17 protein-coding genes and 1 pseudogene are annotated in these 17310 nt (G+C 70.8%); 6 read left to right on the forward strand and 12 right to left on the reverse strand.

Annotated features, from left to right (window positions below; genetic code table 11):
• The first annotated feature begins 89 nt into the window (after positions 1-89).
• Both Q1K26_RS09460 and Q1K26_RS09465 read left to right on the forward strand, forming a co-directional pair.
• Positions 90-1010: an alpha/beta fold hydrolase gene (locus Q1K26_RS09460; protein WP_300009215.1), complete on the forward strand. Its 921-nt coding sequence runs from the start codon at positions 90-92 to the stop codon at positions 1008-1010.
• 990 nt (positions 1011-2000) lie between these two features.
• Positions 2001-3411: pseudogene (locus tag Q1K26_RS09465) on the forward strand (IS1380 family transposase).
• A gap of 145 nt (positions 3412-3556) precedes the next feature.
• Here the strand turns inward: Q1K26_RS09465 and Q1K26_RS09470 are convergent.
• The 4 genes from Q1K26_RS09470 to Q1K26_RS09485 are packed head-to-tail and all read right to left on the reverse strand — an operon-like array spanning position 3557 to position 5581.
• Complete coding sequence (locus Q1K26_RS09470) at positions 3557-4159, reverse strand: IS5 family transposase (protein ID WP_363320450.1); 603 nt, start codon at positions 4157-4159, stop codon at positions 3557-3559.
• A complete protein-coding gene (locus Q1K26_RS09475; RefSeq protein ID WP_363320451.1) occupies positions 4059-4337 on the reverse strand; it encodes a transposase in 279 nt (92 codons plus the stop codon). The genes Q1K26_RS09470 and Q1K26_RS09475 overlap by 101 nt, the downstream gene beginning before the upstream one ends.
• 39 nt (positions 4338-4376) lie before the next feature.
• Positions 4377-5273: an IS3 family transposase gene (locus Q1K26_RS09480; protein WP_300009217.1), complete on the reverse strand. Its 897-nt coding sequence runs from the start codon at positions 5271-5273 to the stop codon at positions 4377-4379.
• Entirely contained in the window at positions 5270-5581 is a 312-nt protein-coding gene (locus Q1K26_RS09485; protein ID WP_166665856.1) for a transposase, read from the reverse strand. The genes Q1K26_RS09480 and Q1K26_RS09485 overlap by 4 nt, the downstream gene beginning before the upstream one ends.
• Before the next feature lie 234 nt (positions 5582-5815).
• Here Q1K26_RS09485 and Q1K26_RS09490 point away from each other — a divergent pair, with 234 nt between their 5' ends.
• On the forward strand, positions 5816-6016 hold the full coding sequence (locus tag Q1K26_RS09490) for a hypothetical protein (RefSeq protein ID WP_300009218.1): 201 nt from the start codon (positions 5816-5818) through the stop codon (positions 6014-6016).
• A 242-nt stretch (positions 6017-6258) separates the two neighbouring features.
• Here the strand turns inward: Q1K26_RS09490 and Q1K26_RS09495 are convergent, their stop codons facing one another.
• Positions 6259-7071: a mycofactocin-coupled SDR family oxidoreductase gene (locus tag Q1K26_RS09495; RefSeq protein WP_300009219.1), complete on the reverse strand. Its 813-nt coding sequence runs from the start codon at positions 7069-7071 to the stop codon at positions 6259-6261.
• A gap of 51 nt (positions 7072-7122) precedes the next feature.
• On the reverse strand, positions 7123-7944 hold the full coding sequence (locus tag Q1K26_RS09500) for a TIM barrel protein (RefSeq protein WP_300009220.1): 822 nt from the start codon (positions 7942-7944) through the stop codon (positions 7123-7125).
• A gap of 220 nt (positions 7945-8164) precedes the next feature.
• Here Q1K26_RS09500 and Q1K26_RS09505 point away from each other — a divergent pair, with 220 nt between their 5' ends.
• On the forward strand, positions 8165-9433 hold the full coding sequence (locus Q1K26_RS09505) for an ROK family protein (protein WP_300009221.1): 1269 nt from the start codon (positions 8165-8167) through the stop codon (positions 9431-9433).
• Here the strand turns inward: Q1K26_RS09505 and Q1K26_RS09510 are convergent.
• Genes Q1K26_RS09510 through Q1K26_RS09535 form a run of 6 tightly spaced genes read right to left on the reverse strand, consistent with a single transcriptional unit; the run spans position 9423 to position 15165 of the window.
• Positions 9423-10010 (reverse strand): UbiX family flavin prenyltransferase, encoded by a 588-nt coding sequence (locus Q1K26_RS09510; protein WP_300009222.1) that lies wholly within the window; start codon positions 10008-10010, stop codon positions 9423-9425. The two genes, Q1K26_RS09505 and Q1K26_RS09510, sit on opposite strands and share 11 nt — an antisense overlap.
• Positions 10007-11434 carry a UbiD family decarboxylase gene (locus tag Q1K26_RS09515; protein WP_300009223.1) on the reverse strand — a complete coding sequence of 476 codons (1428 nt, stop codon included), beginning with the start codon at positions 11432-11434 and terminating at the stop codon, positions 10007-10009. The genes Q1K26_RS09510 and Q1K26_RS09515 overlap by 4 nt, the downstream gene beginning before the upstream one ends.
• Positions 11431-12324 (reverse strand): sugar phosphate isomerase/epimerase family protein, encoded by an 894-nt coding sequence (locus Q1K26_RS09520; RefSeq protein ID WP_300009224.1) that lies wholly within the window; start codon positions 12322-12324, stop codon positions 11431-11433. The genes Q1K26_RS09515 and Q1K26_RS09520 overlap by 4 nt, the downstream gene beginning before the upstream one ends.
• 1 nt (position 12325) lies before the next feature.
• On the reverse strand, positions 12326-13192 hold the full coding sequence (locus Q1K26_RS09525) for a sugar phosphate isomerase/epimerase family protein (RefSeq protein WP_300009225.1): 867 nt from the start codon (positions 13190-13192) through the stop codon (positions 12326-12328).
• Between the two features lie 15 nt (positions 13193-13207).
• Positions 13208-14128, reverse strand: a complete 921-nt coding sequence (locus Q1K26_RS09530) for a sugar phosphate isomerase/epimerase (RefSeq protein ID WP_300009226.1) — start codon at positions 14126-14128, stop codon at positions 13208-13210.
• Positions 14125-15165 carry a Gfo/Idh/MocA family oxidoreductase gene (locus Q1K26_RS09535; RefSeq protein ID WP_300009227.1) on the reverse strand — a complete coding sequence of 347 codons (1041 nt, stop codon included), beginning with the start codon at positions 15163-15165 and terminating at the stop codon, positions 14125-14127. The genes Q1K26_RS09530 and Q1K26_RS09535 overlap by 4 nt, the downstream gene beginning before the upstream one ends.
• A gap of 459 nt (positions 15166-15624) precedes the next feature.
• Between Q1K26_RS09535 and Q1K26_RS09540 the strand changes: the two genes are divergently transcribed.
• Both Q1K26_RS09540 and Q1K26_RS09545 read left to right on the forward strand, forming a co-directional pair.
• Positions 15625-16494, forward strand: a complete 870-nt coding sequence (locus tag Q1K26_RS09540) for a sugar phosphate isomerase/epimerase family protein (RefSeq protein WP_300009228.1) — start codon at positions 15625-15627, stop codon at positions 16492-16494.
• The gene (locus Q1K26_RS09545; protein ID WP_300009229.1) at positions 16491-17303 is read left to right on the forward strand and encodes a mycofactocin-coupled SDR family oxidoreductase; all 813 of its coding nucleotides are present in this window, start codon (positions 16491-16493) and stop codon (positions 17301-17303) included. The genes Q1K26_RS09540 and Q1K26_RS09545 overlap by 4 nt, the downstream gene beginning before the upstream one ends.
• Positions 17304-17310 lie beyond the last annotated feature (7 nt).

Consider the following 17310-nt stretch of genomic DNA (forward strand, 5'->3'; position numbering starts at 1 on the left):
ACGGTGAACGACGATCACGGTAGTGATCGATCGAACCGGTAGCGTCACGGCGGCGAAGATGTGAGTGGCACCACACGAGGGAGCGGTTCATGGTCGAGGAGACCGGGTTCGACAGCCACGGCACGCGGTGCGCGGCCTGGTACCTGCGGGCCGGGAGCGACGCGCTCACCGGCTCGCGAGGCCGCCCGTGCGTGGTGATGGCCCACGGGTTCGGCGCCACCCGCGACGCCGGGCTGCTGCCCTTCGCCGAGCGGTTCGCCGAGGCCGGCGCCGACGTCCTCGTCTTCGACTACCGCGGCTACGGCACCTCCGAGGGCACGCCGCGCCAGAACGTGTGGCACGTGCGGCACCGCGAGGACTACCACTCGGCCATCGCCCACGCGCGCGGCCTCGACGGCGTCGACCCGGACCGCATCGTGCTGTGGGGCAGCTCGTACTCCGGCGGGCACGTCGTGCCGGTCGCGGCGAAGGACGGCCAGGTCGCGGCCGTGATCTCGCAGGGCGCCGCCATGGACGGGCTCGCGGCGCTGCTGGAGATCGGCCGCTACGCCGGGATCGGGCAGTTGCTCAGGCTGACCGGGCATGCGCTGCGCGACATCGCCGGCTCGCTGCTGGGCCGCGAGCCGCACCTGATCCCGGTGGTCGGCCCGCCCGGCTCGCTCGCCGCCATCACCGCGGAGGGGGCCGAGACCGGCTACCGCTCGATCATGGGCCCGACGTTCCGCAACGAGATGTGTGCCCGCGGTGCCCTGCTCATCCCGCTCAACCGGCCGGTCACTGCGGCGTCGAAGCTGCGGGCTCCGATCTTCCTGGTCGTGGCGGCCGACGACAACATCGCCCCGCCCGCGGCCGTGCGCGCCGTCGCCGCGAAGGCGGGCGCGGGCTCGGAGATCCTGGAGCTGCCGTCGGGGCACTTCGACATCTACACCGGAGCACTCTTCGAGCGATCTGTGTTGGCGCAGGTCGAGTTCTTTCAGCGTACGTTGCGAGTGACGGCGTCGACCGGGTGACCGGAGTTCCAGCACAGCGCATACTCGCCTGAATATGTTGCGTGGCGGATTTCGCGTCGTTGCTCTAGCTCCAAAGCCGTTCAGTTAGGCCGGTGGCGGCGCTGTCAAGATCATCGTGATGTCGATGGTGATCACTGCGGAACGGCTGCGTCCGCGGTGACGGCCCTGGGCGGTGCTGGCGACGTATTTGGAGATCGCGCGTTTGACCACGCGTGGGTCGGTCCGGACTCGGCGGGCGGGAAGGAGCTGGTCCAGGACGTGGCGGCCGATCGTGCCGACGAGATCGAGCGCCGGACGAAGGGGAGCACCACGATCGCGGCGGTGTGCGGTTCGAGCAGCCGGAGCCGGGCGCTGACCGGTCGGCTCGGTCCTGACGAGTCTGCGGAGGTCACTGCAAGGACGGTCGGATGCCGCTGGTCGAGATGATCAGTTGCGCCGCTCGGTCGGCGCGAACGAGGGAGTCGCCGGTGGCGCGGCAGACCAAGACGTCGACCGGTCGCCCGACGAACACGCCCCGGTCGGTTGCGCAAATCGCGGTGGCCCGACTGGTCGTTCCGACGCCACCGGCAACTCCGGCCACCGACCGTCGGGCGGACTGCCGGATCGTCCCATTCGTAAGTTCCACGCTCTCGCCTCCATTGCTGGTGGGCGAAGTGCACGTTTCGGGATGAGCGGTCGCGTGGTCGGCCGTGGCTTCTTCGTGGTCACGCTGGCGGTGATGGTTCCCAGGCTCAACACTGAGCCTGGAAGAGATCAGGTTGTCGGCGGCAGCTGAAAACTGAACAGGGCGTGGCGACACCTGATCAGTTTTCGGCTGCCGTTGACACAGGTCGGTAGTCGGCCGATTGCAAGAACGATCCGATGCACTAGCCCCGGCTCTTTCATGAGTCGGTCGGCGTGTCGATGCCTGGATAGACGAAGTGCCTCGCTACCAGGGGAAACTGTGCTTGCTGAGGGCGCAGTCCACTCTGACGGAGAGGCACTTTCGAGGTGCAGGCTACAACGACCCGGCCGAGGATCACGGCAACCGCGGACGGGGAGGGTGTGGTGTCGCATGCCGGGTCGCGGCTGCTCGCCGACCTCGCGAACCGGACCACGCTGACCGCGCAGCTCGCCGAGGAACTGGCCGGGCCGCGCAAGCCGCGAGCCCGGCACGATCCGGGTCGGGTGCTGGTCGATATGGCTGTAGCGGTCGCTGACGGCGCGACGACGATCTCGGATGTCGCGGTGCTCGCCGATCAGGCCGAGTTGTTCGGGTCGGTGGCGTCGGACTCGACGTGTTGGCGGCTGCTCGATCAGCTCGACACCACCCGGCTGGGCGCGGTCGCGCGGGCTCGGGCCGCGGCGCGGGAGGTCATGTGGGCGCAGCGCGCCGAGCTCACCGGGGCGCCGTTCCCGCCCGCGATGGCGGCCGGGCGGGAGCTGCCCGGGCTGGTGATCGACCTCGACGCCTCGATCGTGGTCTGTCACAGCGAGAAGGAGCACGCGGCGCCGACGTTCAAGAAGACCTTCGGCCACCACCCCATGCTCGCGTTCTGCGACAACACCGGCGAGTTCCTCGCCGCGCAGCTGCGCCGCGGGAACGCGGGCAGCAACACCGCCGCCGACCACATCGCGGTGCTCGACGCCGCGCTCATCCAGCTCCCCGACGCCCACCGCCACGGCACCCCGATCCTGGTCCGCGCCGACACCGCCGGCTGCACCCGGGAGTTCCTCGCTCACGTCCGCAGCCGCCGCGACGACGCGGTGAGCTGCGAGTTCTCGGTCGGCTGGGCGATCAGAGACAAGGAACGGGCCGCGATCAGCGCGATCCCCAAGACGGTGTGGACAGGCGCGATCGACACCGACGGCGGGCACCGCGACGGAGCCGGGCTGGCCGAGATCACCGGCGTCCTGCCCGCTCGATCGTTGTCCGGCTACCCGGTCGGAACACGAGTGGTCGTGCGCCGCGAGCGTCCGCACCCCGGAGCGCAGCTCGACGCGTTCGAGGAACGAGACGGGGTGGCGCTACACCGCGTTCGCCACCGACACCCGCGTCGGGCAACTCGCCCGCCTCGATGCTCGGCACCGCGCGCACGCCCGGATCGAGGACCGCATCCGCTGCGCGAAAGACGCCGGACTGGACCACTTCCCGTCCCGCTCGTTCGCGATCAATCAAGCATGGCTTGCCGTGGTCATGCTCGCCGTTGACCTCCTCACCTGGACCCAGCACCTGCTCCTGCACGGCGAACTGGCCAAGGCCGAGCCGAAGACGCTGCGCTACCGGCTGCTCCACGTCGCCGCGAGGCTCACCCGCGGGCAACGCCGAACCTGGCTGCGCATCCAGCGTGCCTGGCCCTGGGCGCGGGACCTGGCTGCAGCGTTCACCCGGCTCGTCACGCTGCCCATCCCTGCTGGTTGATCTTCTATCCCAACACGACGAGCGGCGGGAGCCACCGGCAGAACAGCACGCCGGTCACCTCGACATGCCCACCCACCGGCACGGTTCAACGAACATCAACCAGCTCGATCACAAGATCAGCCGACGGCTCCGTGAATCACCGGGGCTAGGGCGTGTCTCCTAATGCCTGGAGCCAGGTGACGATGGCCTTGAGGACGGCGCCACCGCGGAAGGTCAGTGCGAGCTTGTCGTAGCGAGTCGCGAGCCCGCGCCACTGTTTGACGGTGCAGAACCCGCGCTCGACGACGTTGCGGTTGCGGTAGTCCACGGCGTCGAACGCTGGTGGGCGGCCGCCGCGAGACCCGCGACGTTTGCGGTGTCCTTGCTGGTCAGCCGGTTCAGCGATGACCGCGACGATCCGTCGTGCCCGGAGGTGGCGGCGGATCGCCCGCGATGAGTAGGCCTTGTCTGCACGCATCCGGTCCGGGCGGGTCCGCGGCCGGCCCGGGCCGAGCCGGGCGATGCTGAGGTGGCGCATCAGGTGCGGGAACATCGGGGCGTCCCCGGCCTGGCCCGGGCCGATGAGGACCACCAAGGGGTAGCCGTGGCCGTCGACAATCTGATGGATCTTCGTCGACAGCCCGCCGCGGGACCGGCCCAAAGCGTGGTCAGCGGGTTCGACCAGCAGATTGTTGTAGTTCGATCTCGCCCCCCGTGTCCCGGGAGAGGTTCGCCGCGTGCTGATGCGCCCGGATGATCGTGGAATCAACCCCGGCGTCCCAGTTCACGATCCCGGCGCCGTCCGCGACGCTCAACAGCGCCGCGAGCACCTGATCCCAGGTGCCGTCACCGCTGTAGCGGCGGTGCCGCTTCCACAAGGTCTGCCAGGGCCCGAACACCGCCGGGACATCACGCCACGGCAGCCCGCATCGGTACCGGTAGATGATCCCTTCGACTGAGCTTCCCCCGGTTCGCCGGAGTGCGGGTTACCTGTCGGCGTCGCGCTGGGTGCGACGATAGTCGTCTTCGTACTCGTCGGGTGAGAGCCCGCCGAGGCGGGCCTGGATCCGGCGCGGGTTGTACCAGCCGTCGAGGTAGCGGATCAGGGCGTGCTCGGCGTCGCGGCGGGTTGTGAAGGTGGTGCCGGGCCAGTAGAGCAGCTCGATCTTGAGGGTGGACCACAGGTTCTCGGCGAGGGCGTTGTCGTAGCTGTCCCCTGTGGACCCGGTCGACGGGGCGACACCGGCGTCGACCAGGCGCTGGGTGAGTCGCAGCGCCGTGTACTGGGCTCCCTTGTCGCTGTGAAAGATCAACTGGCCGGGGCGCAGGTCCCGCGAGCGCAGGGCGTGGTTGAGCGCGGTGAGGACCAGCGCGGTCGTCGCACGGGGGTCGGTGGCCCAGCCGACGACCCGGTTGGAGAACGCGTCACGCACCGAGGCCAGCCACAACACGCCCTCGCCGGTGACGATCCGGGTCAGGTCGGCCACCCAGACGCGGTTCGGCGCGGTCGCGGTGAAGTCGCGTTCGAGCAGGTCCGGCGCCGGCCGGTGGGCGGGGTTCTGCCGGGTCGAGCCGCCCTTCCAGCCGCGGCGCAGGTGGGCGCCCTGTAGGCCGTGCTCGCGCATGATCCGCTCGACGCGCTTGCGGCCGACGTGCACGCCCTGGCGGCGCAGCTCGAGCCAGACCCGCGGGGAGCCGTAGGTGGTGGCGAACTCGCTGATCGAGCGGATCTTCACGATTTGCTCGAGCAGGACGGCGTCGTCGAGCTGCCGCTGCGATGGTGACGCGCGGCGGGCGCGCCAGTCGTAGTAGGTCGAGGCCGCGATGTTCAGGACCCGTAGTACGAGACCGGCGGGGAAGTCATGGGCGTCGACGAAGCTCATGACCACCTCCGGGTCGGGCCGATCTCGCTGGCGAAATAGGCGCTCGCCGCGCGCAGGACCTCGTTGACCCGCCGCAGCTCGGCGTTCTCCTTCGCCAACCGCCGGTTCTCGGCGAGCATGTCGGTCGACGGCCGATCATCGCGCTCGCCCTTGTCGGCCTCCGCTTGGCGGACCCAGTTGCGCAGGGCCTCGTGATGCACCCCGAGCTGCTGCGCGAGCCCGCGGAACGTCGGGCGGGGGTCGGACTCCCGATACAGCCGGACCGCTCGTTCGCGCAGCTCATCGGGGTACTTCTTCGGTGCGGGCACCAGTGCCTTCCTTCCTGGTTCTCAAGATCGAACCAGTGTTCAGACACTCCGGCAAAGCGGGGGAACCTCAGACCACCCGGCGGTCATCGCGGAACGGCCGTCCCCGACGACCCGCCGACGAGGGCAGCAACGGGGCGATCAGAGCCCACTCGGCATCGTCGAGCACCGCAGTCCGAGACATCGATCAAGCATCACCCACACGAGCCGCCCCGTTTGGGAGACACGCCCTAGTTGATGAGGCGTTGGTCAGGCTCCGGATCCGAGTTCGAGTACACGACCGACCAGATCGGCGCTCGGCGCGTCGATGACGCCCACTGGGTGGTGACCGTGCGGCTCGAGGGCACCTTCCCGGGTGGTGTCGCCGAGCTCGACTACCGGTTCACACTGCTGGATGACCTCGTCGCCGAACTCGTCATCGCCAACCACGCAGCCTGACCGAACCCGCGCCACCCCGAGCTTCAGCGGAGAGAAGAATGTGGGGCGGATGGCCCGGTGGCGGGCGCTGCTGTCGACCATCCTCTGCGGAGCGATGCCGGCAAGGTCCGGCGTGGGGAGCTGCGCAACGAGCGGTCAAAGGGAGGGGCGGGAAGGCCCTGGCGATGCCGTGGCCCGGCCGGATGTCGTCGCCCTCCCAGGGTTGAGCAGGTAGGGGGCCGGGCGGCCCCCGATCTGTCGCCTCACTTGAGGAGGAAGCCCGCGTCCACGGGGAGGGTCACGCCGGTGACCCACTTCGCCTCGTCCGACACGAGCCATGTGATCACCGATGACACGTCGGCCATTGGCATCGCGTCGACCGGCATCAGGTTGCCCCGCATGGCGTCGCCGAGCTCGGGGTTCGCCTCCAGCCATGCCGGGAAGAAGTCGTTGTTCGACATGGGGCTGTCCACGCCGGTCGGGTGGATCGTATTGACCCTGATCCGTGCGGCTGCCAGCTCCCGCGCCAGGGTCCTCATCAGACCGACGACGCCATGCTTGGCCGCGGTGTAGTGCGTGCATCCCGCGACGCCCTTGAGCCCGGCGATGGAGGACGTGATGACGATCGACCCGCCGTTTCCGGCCGCGAGCATGTGCGGGACGACCGCTCGGCAGGACTTGAACACGCCGGTGAGGTTGACATCGATCATGTCGTCCCACTGCTCGTCGCTCAACGCCCACGTGGTGTCGGAGAGGCTGAGGATTCCGGCGTTGGCCAGCAGCACGTCGATACGGTCGAACTCGCGCATCGCGGTGTCCGCCACCTGCTGCATCGCCGCGGTGTCCCGCACGTCGGCCTGGAGGGCGACACAGCGCCGGTCCTGCTGCTCGACGAGTTTGACCGTCTCGTCGAGGTCGGCGGCGTCCGCGAGCGGGAAGGGCACCGATGCGATGTCCGACGCGATGTCGCAGACGACCACGTCCGCCCCCTCGCGTGCGAGTGCCACCGCGTGGGAGCGACCCTGTCCGCGCGCGCCACCGGTGATCACGGCGACCTTGCCGTCGAGCTTGCCCATGTCCGTCTTCCTGCCTGTGGGGTTGCGTGGAGCGCGTGTCGCCCAGGGTTCTCAGGGCGCCAGTAGCTGGTCGAGATATGCCTTGCTGATCTCGGCGGCCCGCTGGGGGTCGCCGTCGTAGGAGTCCAACTCGACGATCAGCCAGCCGTCGTAACGGACCTCGCGCAGCGCCGCGACCACGTCCGCGAAGTCGATCTCTCCCTGGCCGAGCGGCAGGAAGGCGAACGGGTCGGGCCGCAGGTCCTTGAGATGGACGTGGCGGACCCGGTCCGGGTAGCGGCGGATCAGCGCGGCCGGGTCCCCGCCGCCGGCCACCAGGTGTGCGGTGTCGGGGCAGAACCCGATCCGCGACCGCTTCATGACCATGTCGAGCTCGTCGGGGCTCTCCACCATCGTCGTGAGGTGGGGGTGGTAGCAGGCCTGCAGGCCGTGGCCGGTCGCGATGTCGGTCACCGCGTCGAGTGCCTCGGCCAGCCGGTCGTAGTCCTCGGCCGGGTTGCCGCTGCTGCGCCGGGCGCCCCCGCCGACGACGAGGTGCTCCGCGCCGAAGGCGGCACCGAGCTCGGCGGTGACGGAGATCCGGTGGAGCTCGTCGGGCAGGGCGTCCCGGTAGACGAAGTTCCCACCGGCGTAGACACTGACCAGGCGAAGCCCGGTCTCCGCCAGCAGGGCCCGGAACGCGGCCGGGTCGTCAGCGAGGTCGGCGAGGTTCCCGTCGAACATCTCGACGCCGGCGTACCCCGCGGCGGCGATGTCGCGCAGCGCCTGGTGCATCGACCCGGCGGCGCGGTAGTGCAGGTTCTTCACGCTGGTGACGCCGGTGGCGTCGGCCACCACGCCGCCCCAGGTGATCGAATGGCATCCGCTCCGCACGACAACCTCCTGTGTTCCGTATGTCATCTAATGTCGTTGGCGTGCAGAAGTCAACGCTTGACATACTGAACTTGAAAGGGTCGCCACGGCGGGACGGCGGCCGCAGCGAGCGGGCGACGCACGGAACGTCGTCCGGCGTCGACCGCCGGCCCGTCCGCACACGGTAGGCTCTCCCCGGCGCGAATCCGCGGCCTCGGGCCGGACATGCGGGGGGAAGGCGATGACCGCGACCGACCGGGGAGCGAGTCTTCCCCCGGAGCAGTTGGACGCACTGGTCACGGTCCTCGACATGGTGCGCTCCGGTGAGGCGTGCACGCGGCCTGAGCTGGGCCGGCGGTCGGGCCTGGGACGAACCGTCGTCACCCAGCGGGTCGGCCACCTCATCGATTCCGGGCTCGTCGAGGAGGGCTCGCTCGGTCCGTCGACCGGCGGACGTGCACCTCGCCAGCTGCGCTTCCGAGCCGAGGCCGGGGCCGTGCTCGTCGCCGAGCTGGGGGCCACCAGCATCGGCGTCGGCATCACCGACCTGGCGGGCAGGCTGCTGCACCACAGCGAGCGTCCCTGGGACATCGCCGCCGGACCCGAGGCTTCGCTGGAGCAGGTGGAGGCGTCCTTCGACGAGCTCCGCGCGAAGCCTGACATCCCAAAGGTGTGGGGAATCGGGATCGGCGTCCCCGGGCCGGTCGAGATGGCCACCGGACGCCCCGTCGCGCCGCCGATCATGCCCGGATGGGACCGCTATCCCGTGCGCGACCGGCTCGGCGCGCAGTACGGCGTGCCGGTGTGCGTCGACAACGAGGTCAACGCGATGGCACTCGGCGAGTACCGGGCAGGCCTCGGCCAAGGCTTGCGGGACCTCATCTACCTCAAGCTCGGCACGGGTATCGGAGCAGGCCTGATCTCCGGCGGCCGGCCCCATCGCGGGGCGCAGGGCTGCGCGGGGGACGTCGGGCACGTCGCCGTCGTCGACGACACCGACGTCGTCTGCCGGTGCGGCAACGTCGGCTGCCTCGAGGCGCTCGCCGGAGGAGCCGCACTGGCGCGCGACGCGACCACCGCCGCCACCGGCGGGCAGAGCCCGTTGCTGGCCGAGCGGCTCGCCGCCCAGGGCCACCTGAAGGCCGAGGACGTCGCTCGGGCCGCGGAGTACGGCGATCCGGTGTCGGTCGAGCTGCTCACCCGCTCGGGACGCCTGGTCGGGACGATGCTGGCCACCCTGGTCAACTTCTACAACCCGTCGCTGGTGGTCATCGGCGGCGGCGTGGCGGCGTCGGGCGACCTGCTGCTCTCCGCGATCCGGCAGGCGGTCTACCGGCGCTCGCTCCCGCTCGCCACCCGTAACCTCCGGATCGCCCGGTCCCCCCTCGACGACCGGGCCGGGCTGATGGGTGCGGGCTTCATGGTTGTGGACGAACTGTTCTCCACCGCCCGGATCGGTACCTGGATCGCGGACGGTTCCCCGGCGGGGCGCCCGGAACTCACCGCGTGACGCGTGCGTCCGCGATCCCGTTCCACCGGTGGGCTGCCCCGACCTCGAGATCGAACAGGTCGAGGACACGGCCGACGGTGTGGTCGACGATCTCCTCCAGCGAGCGCGGGCGGATGTAGAAGGCGGGCACCGGTGGCGCGATGATCGCACCCAGCTCGCTCAGCTCGGCCATCGTCCGCAGGTGGTTGCGGTGCAGAGGCGTCTCCCGCACCATCAGGACCAGACGGCGCCGCTCCTTCAGCACGACATCCGCCGCGCGAGTCAGCAGGCCGGACGTCGTCCCGGCGGCGATCTCCGACATCGACTTCACCGAGCACGGGGCCACGACCATCCCCAGCGTGCGGAACGATCCGCTGGCGATGCTCGCCCCGATGTCGTGGTGGGGGTGCACCACGTCGGCGAGGCGTTCCAGGTCGCCCGCCGTCACGTCGGCCTCGTGCGCCAGGGTCGTGTGCCCGGCCTTGCTGACCACGAGGTGCGTCTGGACGGGCCCGTCACGCAATAGCTCCAGGATGCGCAGCCCGTAGACGGCGCCGGAGGCACCCGAGATGCCGACGATCAGCCGGGGGGCGCTCATCGGGACAACCGCTCCAGCCAGTCCGCCGGGGCGGGCTCGGTCAGGCTCTCGACGTCGAGCTCCAGCTCACCCGGCACCCGGATCCGGGTGAAGGTCATCTCCGGGACACTGAGCGGGACGGTGGCGTCGAGCCCCATCTTGGCGCCCACCCCGTCGACCGTGGAGGGATCGAGCTTCGAGCCCTGCGTCCCGGCGACGACGACCAGGTCACGGTCGGCCTGGAAGCGTGTCGCCACCGCCCACTCGACCTCGGTGGGGTTGTGCACGTCCACGTCGGTGTCCACCACCGTGACGTGCTTGACGTCGTAGTGCACGGCGAGCGCGCCGAGGATGACGTTCTTGGCCTCGCCCTCCGAACGCTTGTCGATCTGCACGGCCAGGTGGTAGCGGCAGGTACCGCCGCGCGAGAGGTGCACGTCCCGGACCGAGGGGAAGCTGCGGCGCAGGTCCGACAGGAACGACGCCTCACGGGGAATGCCCCCGAGCAGCAGGTGCTCCATGCTGCCGCCCACGATGGTGTGGAACAGCGGCCGGCGCCGGTGGGTCACCGCGGTCACCTCGATCACGTGCCGCAACGCGCGCTCGCCGTAGTACTGCGGGAACTCGCCGAAGGGGCCCTCGGCCTCGCGGACGTCGGCGAGCAGCCGGCCCTCCAGGACGATCTCGGCGTCGGCCGGCACCCGGACGTCACTGGTCAGGCAGCGGGTCACCGGCAGCGCCGAGCCGCGCAGGGCGCCGGAGATCTCCAGCTCGTCGTGCCCGATCGGCACGATCGCCTGCGAGGCCAGCAACGTCAGCGGGTCCACCCCGATGACGACGGCCACGTCGAGATCGCGCCCGGCAGCTTCCTGCTCCTGGAAGAACGCCAGCGTGTGCCGCGGGAGCAGCAGCGCGCCGAGCCGATCCCGGCCGCTCACCTGCAACCGGTGGATCGCGACGTTCTGGACGCCGGTGTCCGGATGACGGGTGATCAGCAGGCCGGCGGTGATGTAGGCGCCGCGGTCGTGCTCGTTGTGGGTGGGGATCGGGAGCAGGCGGGTGAGGTCGACCTCGTGGTGCACGACCTGCTGGCAGGGCGGGTCGGTGACCTCGCGGCTGGGCACCGGCTCGAGGCACGCCTGCTCGAATCGGCGCAGCAGCTCGGACTGGGGTACGTCCATCGCCTCGGCCATCCAGGCCCGCTGAAGGAGCAGCCCGGACACCACGGGGACCGGGTGGCCCCCGGGGCGCGGGAACGCCGTGGCGCTGGTGCCCTCGAGCCGGTTGGCCAGCCCGGCGACACCGTGGACCAGGTCCATGCCGGGGCTGCCCAGGGTGAGCCGCCCGGTCCGTCGGAGTTGGTCGAGCCAGCCGCGCATACTCGCGCCGACCGGAGGGGCAGGGACCGTCGCCCCCGCGGGGGGCGCACTCGGGTGCGCGGTCATCGGATCACTCCTTCGTCATGGGACCGTTGCCCGACCCCGTCGAGGAGCGGGCGCAGGAAGCGCGCGGACTCGGCGGCGAGCGCGTCCATAGACGGGGCGACCGGCCGCCACAGCGACACCGCGCGGGCGATCTCGCGGACCGTCGGGAGGAACGACTCGACGACGACGGCGCCGGTGTAACCGACCTCGTCGAGCGCCTCGACCGTCCCGGGCCAGTCCGTGTGTCCGCTGCCGGGGGTACCGCGGTCGTTCTCCGAGGCCTGCACGGCGAGGATCCGGCTTCCGGCGGCCCGCACGGCCCCGGGCAGGCTCTTCTCCTCGATGTTCATGTGGAAGGTGTCGAGCAGCAGGCCGACGTGTGCGGCACCGATGTCGTCACAGAGCCGCAGCCCCTGCTCCACGGTGTTGACCAGGTCGGTCTCGAACCGGTTGAGGGGCTCGACGGCCAGCCCGACTCCCGCCTGCGCCGCGACCGCCGCGACCGCGCGCAGGCTCTCGACAGCGCGATCCCACTGAGCCTGCCGCTCGCCCCGATCGAGCAGCCGCGCCTGACCGGTCGGGGCGTACATCGGGCCGCTGACCAGCGGGCTCTGCACCTCGGCGGCGAACGCGATGCAGTGCTCCAGGTAGTCGCGCCCGGCGCGGCGGTGCGCAGAGTCCTCGTGCGAGACGTCGCGGCCGGGTCCGAACGCCCCACACACCAGGACGGACAGCCCCTCGGCACGTGCTGTCCGGGCGACCTGCGCCGCGGTCAGCACGGTGGGGTCCTCGATGCAGACCTCCACGAGGTCGTACCCCCATCCGCGGACCTTGCCGAACAGGTGGAGGTCCTGGTCGGAGAACGGGGAGGCGAGCACGAAGGTGCTCAGGCCGATCGGGTGCGCGGCCACCTCAGCCCTTCCCGTCCAGCGCCCGCCGGGCCCGCACCTGCTGCTCGACGGCGCGCAGCGTCCGGATCGCGCGCTCGGTGTAGCGGTCGAAGAACTCCTCCTGGCGTCCGGAGGCGAACGGGTCGGCCGCGGCGGGTAGCAGCTCGAAGCTGAGGTACCCGCGGTAGTCGATGTCGATCAGCACGTCGACGATCGGCTCGAAGTCGATGAGCGCCCCACCGGGAGCGGTGCGGTCGGAGTCGGCCAGGTGCACGTGCTGCAGCACCCCGGCGCTGGCCCGGAACGCCTCGACGATCGAGGACTCCTCGATGTTCATGTGGAACGTGTCGCCCTGCACGCCGCCGTTGGCGAGACCGGTGGCCGCCCACAGCGCACGGGCCTGCTCGAGCCGGTTGAGGAAGTAGGACTCGTAACGGTTCCAACACTCCAGGGAGAAGCTGACGCCCTGTTGCGCGGCGTACTCGCCCGCGGTGCGGATCGACTCGACCGCCCACGTCCACTCGTCGGCGGGATCGGCCAGCGGGGCCGTCTTCATGCAGGCGGTCGGGTGCACGACGACGGTCGGGCAGCCCATCACGGCCGCGAAGTCCGCGAGGTCCTTCACGTACTCGATCGCGCGGGCCCGCTGGGCGGCGGCGGGGTGGACGAGGTCCCGCTCGGCGGTGTAGATCGAGCAGATGCTGCTGACGGCGATGCCCGCATCGGCCGTGCGACGCGCGACCTGCCGAGGATCGATGCGCTCGGGCTCGCCGACGATCTCGATGGCGTCGTAACCGAAGCGGGCGACGCGCTCGACCGACTCGGCGAGGTCCTCCCCGACGTATACCAGTGAGTTGTAGGCGTACCGGAACGGGGTGTCGGTGCTCATCTGGGCTCCAGGTACTCAGGCGACGATCAGTGGGCGCAACGTGCGATGGGCGATCTCGAGCCCGGTCCGGACCTTCTCCTCGGTGCCACCCCAGACCGGGTCCTCGTGCTCGACCGACAGCACGCCGTCGAAGCCGCCCTCGTAGAGCGCGTCGACGACACCGCGCCAGTCGACCTGGCCGAGGCCGGGGACCCGGTAACGCCACCAGCCGACGTCCCACGGGTCCTCGCGGACCACGGCCCGGCCGGGCCAGCCGTACCGGTTGCGCTGCGCGGGGAAGAGCTGGACGTCCTTGGCCTGGGCGTGGGGGATCCGGTCCACGTACGGGCGCAGGGCCTCGACCGGGTCGATACCCATCCACACCAGGTGCGACGGATCGTAGTTGAGGTAGAGGCCCAGCGAGAACATCCACTCCCACAGCTCGGGGGAGTAGGCGAGGTTGCCGGGGTAGCCGTCGGGGTGCCAGCCCTCCATCACGCAGTTCTCGATCACCAGCTTCACCCCGCGCTCGCCGGCGCGGTCGACGAGCGGGGCGAAGACCGTCTCGGCGTCGCGGAGGTTCTCGGCGACGGTGCGTCCGGGATGGCGTCCGACGAAGGTGCCGACACAGGGGCAGCCGAGCAGCGCGGCGGCGTCGATGCACGCGGCGACGTGGGAGTTGACGGCGGCGCGCTCGGTGGGGTCGGGATGCAGGTTGTTGTCGTAGTAGGCGAGCGAGGACACGGTCAGGCCGTTCTTGTCGACCAGTGCCCGGGTCTCGTCGGCGTGCCCGGAGCCGAACCCGGCCACGTCGAGGTGGGTGGCGGTGAACGGCCGCGCTCCGAGGTCGGGCCAGGCGGCAACCTCGAGTGCCTCGTAGTCGTGCAGGCCCGCCCACTCGGCGATCTCGGCCAGCGAGCGGTCGGGCAGGCACGCGGTCAGGAACCCGAGCTTCACGAGGGGACCTCCACCCATGTCGAGGACTGCGACGACGTGACGACGGCGTCGGTGAGCCGGGCGGCCCGCAGCCCGTCGGCGAATGTGGGCAGCCCGTCGGGAGTGTCCCCGCCGATCGCGGCGTAGGTGTCCGCGACGAAGGCGTTGAAACAGTCCTGATATCCCTGGGGGTGGCCCGGCGGCAGGATCGACTGGCGCGGGGAGAGCCCCGGCGACCCGCGGTGCAGGACGCGGGTCTCGGCGGCGTTGCTGATGCGGACGGTCTCCGGGTTCTCCTGGTCGAAGCGGTACGACGCGTCGAAGCCGTCGAGCGCGAGGATCAGCCCGTTCTTGTGCCCGGCGGCGACCTGACTGACCACCACCGAGCCGGATACTCCCCGGTCGGTGGTGAACTGCATCGTCGTCTGCGCGCCGGAGCCGGTGGTCCGGGCACTGAGCTGCGCGATCCGCTGGCCGCTGACGAACTCCACCAGGTCGCACCAGTGCACCCCGATGTCGGCGAAGGCGCGGAACTCGCCGCCCTCGCCGTGCTCGCCGCGCCATCCGGCCGGGGCGCCGGCCACCTGCCAGTCCTGCAGGTAGGACCCGTGCATCAGGTGCAGCGGACCGCCTTCCCCGGCGGCGACGCGGGACCGGATCGCCCGGACGCCCGGGTAGAAGCGGTAGACGAAGGGCACGGAGGCGACCACCCCCGCCGCCGCGGCCCGGTCGGCGAGCAGCCCGGCGTCCGCCAGTCGTACCGCGAGCGGTTTCTCGCAGATCACCGGCTTGCCGGCCTCGATCGCCCGGCTCGCCAGGTCCAGGTGCAGCGAGTTCGGTGTGCAGACGTGCACAACGTCGACGTCGTCGGCCTCGATCAGTTCCCGCACGCTGTCCGCGCCGGTCTGGGCGCCCAGCCGGGAGGCGGCTGCGGCGGTGCGCTGCGGTGTCGAGGCGACCACCCGTTGCACGGTGCTCCCCGCAGCGCGTACCGCGTGCGCGTGCACCGTCCCGATAAAGCCGGCACCGATGATTCCGGCGCGTAGTGTGTCACTCATCGGGGCGCAGCTCCAAGTGCGTCGGGGACGGTGCCGGGGCAGGCGACCGCGAACGGCGGGATGGGTGACCGGCGCGTCGGGCGACCCGGTGCCCGCGGTGGGACGCAGCCCCCGGTGGCAGGGTCGCGCGGTGTGCCGCTACCGGTCGAACCGCGGATGTGGCCGGCGGCCGACTGCTCGCACGGTATTGATTGAAACGTGCAGAAGTCAACCCTCCACATGACTGCGAAGCGCGCCCGATCGCGGTGTCCGCACGGAGTGTCGGGGCCCGCGGGGCGTTCTGGTAGGCGTTCTACATGCGAGAACACCTGATGCCGACTATGGCTTCGAAGAGGTTGACATCTGCTTGTCAGAGACATAAGACTGCGGTCTCGCGATCGAAGCGACCCCGGTCACACCACGGTGGTCGCCCTGCCGTCTCGAAGGAGCGCCTGTGCCAACCGTCGCCCGGAGCGGGTCGTGAGCCCGTCGCTGCGCTACACCGCCGAGGTTCTGCCCTACCACGACCATCCCCTCGACGTGGCCGTGCGCGAGCTGGCCGGGCTCGGCTTCACCGAGGTCAACCTCTGGTCCTCGGCCCATCCGCTCGCCGACCACGTGGGCCCCGGCGACGACCCGGGTGCGATCCGGCGGATGCTCGACCGCCACGGCGTGCGTCCGTGCGGCCTGACGATGTACGGCCGGACCCGCGACGAGATGCTGGAGCGGATCGAGTTCGCCGCCGCGCTCGGCATCGACACGGTGGTCTTCGACTGCGAGGCGGACTATCCGGACTTCGTGGCGACCTTCCTCCCGCCTCTGGTCGAGGCGGCGGCGCGGCACGGGGTGCGGATCGCCGTGGAGAACCACCTCACCGTCCCGTTCTCGGCCGACTTCGAGTCCGGCGCGGGCGAGCAGCAGCGCTGGTCGGAGGGGGTCGACACGCTCGCTCAGATCCGCCGCCTGGTCACCGACATCGACGACCCGCACCTCGGGATCTGCCTCGCGCCCCCGCACCTGTGGGTCGTCGGGGACTCGATCAGCGAGGCGATCACGTTCCTGGCCGAGCGCAAACGCTTGTTCTACTACTACGTGTGGGACATCGACCGTGCCTACCGGCGCGGCGTCGACGGGCTCAACTTCGGGCCCGGTGAGCGGCAGCTCCCGCGTCCCGGAGGGACCATCGACCACGCGGTCCCGCTGGGCACGCTCGCCCGGGTCGGCTACCGCGGACCGGTGAGCCTGAAGTGCCACGGCACCGCTGGCTGGCCACGGCAGAGGATCACCGAGGCGCTGTCGGCCGCGGACACCTACGTACGTTCCTGCCTGCCGGTCGTCGAGGCGTCGTGAAGCGGCTGGAGGGCAAGGTCGCGATCATCACCGGCGGCGCCAGGGGGCAGGGCCGCTCACACGCGGTCACCCTCGCCGCCGAGGGGGCGGACGTGGTGATCTGCGACGTGCCGGGCGACATCGCCACCGTCGAGTACCCGATGGGTACCGCGGCCGACCTCGCCGAGACGGTCGCGCTGGTGCAGGCGCAGGGTGGCCGGTGTGTCGCCGTGGAGGCCGACGTGCGGGACACCGCGCAGGTCCGCGCCATGGCGGACAGGTGCATGGCCGAGTTCGGCCGGGTCGACGTCCTGGTGGCCAACGCCGGTGTCATGAGCGCGGCGGACAGCACCTGGGACCTCACCGACGAGCAGTGGCAGGACATGCTCGACGTCAACCTCACGGGGGTCTGGAAGACCTGCCGTGCCGTCGTCCCGCACCTGCGGGCGGGCGGGCGGGGTGGCGCGATCGTGATCACGGGCTCGACCGGGGGCCTGCGTGCGGTGGCCGGGTGCACGCACTACAACGCGGCCAAGCACGGCGGCATCGCGCTGATGACCACGCTCGCCTGGGAGCTGGCGCCGGAGTTCATCCGGGTCAACGTGGTGCACCCGACCGGGGTCGACACCGACATGTCGAACAACCCCTGGTTCGTCGAGTGGCTCGAGCAGCACGAGGAACTCGCCGGTCCCATGCGCGGCAACCGGATGCCGGTCGAGGTCGTCACGCCCGCGGACGTGTCCCGCACGATCGCCTGGCTGGTGTCCGACGACGCCCGCTACGTGACCGGCCAGCAGATCCGGGTCGACGCCGGGTTCATGATCAAATGAGCGGGAC

It is taken from the genome of Pseudonocardia sp. (assembly GCF_029263155.1).
Taxonomy (GTDB): Bacteria; Actinomycetota; Actinomycetes; order Mycobacteriales; family Pseudonocardiaceae; genus Pseudonocardia.

Excerpts from the sequence above, each read along its gene's own strand:
- Q1K26_RS09460 (WP_300009215.1), top strand. The coding sequence starts at position 90 with ATGGTCGAGGAGACCGGGTTCGACAGCCACGGCACGCGGTGCGCGGCC.
- Q1K26_RS09480 (WP_300009217.1), bottom strand. The coding sequence starts at position 5,273 with ATGAGCTTCGTCGACGCCCATGACTTCCCCGCCGGTCTCGTACTACGG.
- Q1K26_RS09490 (WP_300009218.1), top strand. The coding sequence starts at position 5,816 with ATGAGGCGTTGGTCAGGCTCCGGATCCGAGTTCGAGTACACGACCGAC.
- Q1K26_RS09495 (WP_300009219.1), bottom strand. The coding sequence starts at position 7,071 with ATGGGCAAGCTCGACGGCAAGGTCGCCGTGATCACCGGTGGCGCGCGC.
- Q1K26_RS09505 (WP_300009221.1), top strand. The coding sequence starts at position 8,165 with ATGACCGCGACCGACCGGGGAGCGAGTCTTCCCCCGGAGCAGTTGGAC.
- Q1K26_RS09510 (WP_300009222.1), bottom strand. The coding sequence starts at position 10,010 with ATGAGCGCCCCCCGGCTGATCGTCGGCATCTCGGGTGCCTCCGGCGCC.
- Q1K26_RS09515 (WP_300009223.1), bottom strand. The coding sequence starts at position 11,434 with ATGACCGCGCACCCGAGTGCGCCCCCCGCGGGGGCGACGGTCCCTGCC.
- Q1K26_RS09525 (WP_300009225.1), bottom strand. The coding sequence starts at position 13,192 with ATGAGCACCGACACCCCGTTCCGGTACGCCTACAACTCACTGGTATAC.
- Q1K26_RS09535 (WP_300009227.1), bottom strand. The coding sequence starts at position 15,165 with ATGAGTGACACACTACGCGCCGGAATCATCGGTGCCGGCTTTATCGGG.